Source organism: Streptomyces glaucescens, from assembly GCF_002154375.1.
GTDB classification, from domain to species: Bacteria; Actinomycetota; Actinomycetes; order Streptomycetales; family Streptomycetaceae; genus Streptomyces; species Streptomyces glaucescens.
The window spans coordinates 1-3,389 of the sequence record NZ_MUND01000596.1 but is presented as its reverse complement, the minus strand read 5'-3'; the positions used below and the strand labels follow the sequence as shown (position 1 = coordinate 3,389).

Sequence of the window (3,389 nt, the reverse complement as noted above, 5' to 3'; positions counted from 1 at the left end):
GGCGACTGGTACGACGTGATCACCCTCGGCGGCGGCCGCACCGCCCTCGTCATCGGCGACGTCATGGGCCGCGGCGTCCGCGCGGCGGCCGTCATGGGCCAGCTGCGCACCGCGGTGCGCGCCTACGCCCGCCTGGACCTGCCCCCGCACGAGGTGCTGCAACTCCTCGACGGCCTCGCCACCGAGATCGACGCCAACCAGATCGCCACCTGTGTCTACGCCGTCCACGACCCCAACGAGGGCCGGCTGGTCTACGCGTCGGCCGGCCACCTGCCGATCCTGGTGCGCGACGAGAACGGCACCGTCCAGCGCGCCGACGAGCCCACCGGCCCGCCGCTCGGCACCGGCGGCTGGATGCACTCCTCCGGCTCCATCGCCCTCGGCCCCGGCTCCACCGCCGTCCTCTACACGGACGGGCTGGTCGAACGGCGCGACGCGGACCTGGACGAAGGCATCGCCGGCCTGGAACGCGCCCTGGCCGGCGCCACCGGCACCCCCCAGGTCGTCTGCGACCGCCTGGTGCGTTCCGCCGGTGTCACCGCGGACCACGACGACGACGTCGCCGTCCTCGTCCTCCAGCACCCGGCCCGCACGGGTCCGGCCGCCGAACTCTTCCGCAACGCCGCGCTGGAACTCCTCGGGGGAGTCGAGGCGGCCCCCCGCGCCCGGGCCTTCGCCTCGGGCGTCCTCACCAGCTGGCGCTTCCCGGCGGACCTGCACGACCTGGGCGTCCTGGCCGCCAGCGAACTGGTCGCCAACTCGCTCCAGCACGGCACCCCACCCATGCGCCTGCGTCTGCGCCGCACCGACCGCCGACTGATCATCGAGGTGACCGACGGCGACGACCACCTCCCGCGCCGCCGCCGCGCCGAGCCCGGCGACGAATCCGGCCGGGGCATCGCCATCGTCGCCACCATCGCCTCCAACTGGGGCTGCCGCCGAACCCCGGGCGGCGGCAAGGCGGTGTGGTGCGAGTTCGCGCTCCGGAGAGGGTGACAGGACGCGGGGGGAGAGGACGAGAGGGGTGAGAAGACCTCACCCCCTCCGCAGGGTCACGCCTCGGCGGACACCGGCTCCGCCGCCGACCCACCGCGCGCGATGACCCGGTTCCGGGCGAGCCACGGCTGGTCCTGCGCCTCGGTCAGCCGACGGCCCAGGCGTATCGCCAGGACACTGATACCGAGCGAGAACAGCAGGAACGTCACGATGTACGGCCCGTGCAGCGAAGCGCCCATGGGCCCGCCCACCGCGGGACCGACCGCCAGGGCCAGCTGCTTCACCAGGGCGAACGCCGAGTTGTACTGCCCGGCCAGGCCCTCCGGCGCCAGATCGGCGACCAGCGGCGCCACGGTCGGCGACAGCATCGCCTCACCCAGCCCGAACAGCGCGTACGTCGACACGAACGCGGCCGTGGCCATCTCCTGGCTGCCGTGCCCCAGCCCCGCGTACCCGGCCGCCAGCCAGGCCACGGCCCAGATCAGCCCCACAGCGGCGATCACCCGGGAACGCCGCCGCCGCTCCACGAACCGCAGCACGGCGAACTGGGCGACGACGATCATCGCGGTGTTGGCGGCCAGCGCCGTCCCCAGCGTGGACGTCGATATCCCGGCGGCCTCCACGCCGTACGCGCTGAGCCCGGACTCGAACTGTCCGTAGCAGGCGAAGAACAGCACGAAGCCGAGCACGGACAGATGCACCATCGCGCGGTTGCCCAGCAGCTGCTTCCAGCCGCCCTTGGCGGACTGCGCCGGAGCGCCCTTGATCCGCGGCGAGTGCGGCATCCGCACCGTCGCCATCACCACGACCAGCAGCAGGAACATCGCCGCCTCGATCGCGAACAGCAGGGTGAAGGAGGAGACCCGCGTGGTGTCGACGAGGTGGCCGCCGATCAGACCACCGACACCCAGACCCAGGTTCTGCAGGAAGAACTGCATCGCGAACGCCCGCGACCGCGTCTCCGCCGACGAGCAGTCCACGATCATCGTCGCCAGCGCCGGCTGCATCACGGCCTGCCCGGCCCCCAGAAGCGCCGCCGCCAGCAGCACGGTGGCCGCGCCGCCCGCGAGTCCCAGGCCCAGCGCCCCGACGGCGGCCGTGACCAGGGCGGTCTGCAGCACCGGAAGCGGGCCCTGCCGCACGATCGCCCGGCCGGCGAACGGCAGCACTATCAGCGCGGCCACGGCGAAGACGGCGAGCACCATCCCCGCCGTCACAGCACCGAGCCCCCGCACCTGCGCCACATAGACGTACAGATAGGGGACGGTGAAGCCGAGCCCGAACGCGCTGAGCGCGTTGCCCACGTGGATCCGGCGCATCGCAGCGCCCATAGCCCTGGTCACGTTCACCTCTCTCAGACAGCAGCAACAAGTTAGGAGTGAAGACTTCGACCCTAAACTTCGAAGCTAAAGAGTACATGGCGAAGGACTTCAATGCCAAGCGGTTCCGTGCCATACTCGGCCCCATGGGCGACACCCCCGGCGTCAGTGAGCCGACCCTCGAAGAACAGATCGCCGCCTACCAGCGCGAGTTCCAGGACCTCGACCCCCAGGTCGAGAAGATCGTCTCGGCCCTGTCCCGGCTGAACCGCCGTATGAACGTCGCCTACGGCCGCCAGACCGCCGCCCTCGGCATCAGCAACGCCGAGTGGGAGGTCCTCAAGGCCCTCGTGCTGTCCGGCGCCCCGTACCGCATGGGCCCCGGCGAGCTCGCCAAGCGCCTCGGCCTCACCCCGGCCGCCATGACCCACCGGATCGACCGCATGGTCACGGAGGGCCTGGTCACCCGGGAGCGGGACGAGAACAACCGCGTACGGGTGATCGTGGAGCTGACCCCCGAGGGCCGTGAGAAGTGGCTGGAGGCCATGCGCCTCGCCACCGTCTTCGAGGAGGACCTGCTCCAGGACCTCACACCCGTGGAGCGTGGCGTCCTCGGCGAGGTCCTGACCCGGCTGCTGCGCCGGGTGGAGCACGCCCAGCCGGACGCCGGCGGACGCCTCTCCGACCTGGACTGACGCGGTCCTCGAACCGGTCATAAAAGATCTTGACAGGGTCGGCTTGACACCACCCAGTCGGATCCGTAGAGTTCTTCGGGTTGTCGCGGAGCCGGAACGGTTCTGCGACGGCACTTCCGCCGCGAAAGCGGCACCTCAAACCACCAGCAAGATCTCCCGACGGGGTTGATTTCGGCGTGCCGGAATTCAATTCGATTCGGGGCTCGGCGGCCCGATTGGGAATCGCCGAGAGGATCCGCTAAAGTTTGAGACGTCGGAACGGCCCAAGGGCCGCGAGGACAACCCCCTCTGACTGGGAGTCAGGCCCGAAAGGATCTGATAAAGTCGGAGCCGCCGGAAAGGGAAACGCGAGAGCGAGAACCTGGAAAGCACCGAGGAA

General features: G+C 70.8%; 3 protein-coding genes. 2 read left to right on the top strand and 1 reads right to left on the bottom strand.

The features are described 5' to 3' along the window. Positions 1-996 (top strand): ATP-binding SpoIIE family protein phosphatase (locus tag CCN42_RS32600; protein WP_158102163.1); only part of this gene is annotated, 996 nt, incomplete at its 5' end. A gap of 56 nt (positions 997-1,052) precedes the next feature. Here the strand turns inward: CCN42_RS32600 and CCN42_RS32595 are convergent. Further along, positions 1,053-2,315: an MFS transporter gene (locus tag CCN42_RS32595; RefSeq protein WP_245877573.1), complete on the bottom strand. Its 1,263-nt coding sequence runs from the start codon at positions 2,313-2,315 to the stop codon at positions 1,053-1,055. Between the two features lie 146 nt (positions 2,316-2,461). Between CCN42_RS32595 and CCN42_RS32590 the strand changes: the two genes are divergently transcribed. Further along, positions 2,462-3,010 (top strand): MarR family winged helix-turn-helix transcriptional regulator, encoded by a 549-nt coding sequence (locus tag CCN42_RS32590; protein WP_086740991.1) that lies wholly within the window; start codon positions 2,462-2,464, stop codon positions 3,008-3,010. Positions 3,011-3,389 lie beyond the last annotated feature (379 nt).

Bases quoted from the DNA above. Each gene is read 5' to 3' on its own strand.
- CCN42_RS32595 (WP_245877573.1), bottom strand. From the start codon at position 2,315: ATGCGCCGGATCCACGTGGGCAACGCGCTCAGCGCGTTCGGGCTCGGC.
- CCN42_RS32590 (WP_086740991.1), top strand. From the start codon at position 2,462: ATGGGCGACACCCCCGGCGTCAGTGAGCCGACCCTCGAAGAACAGATC.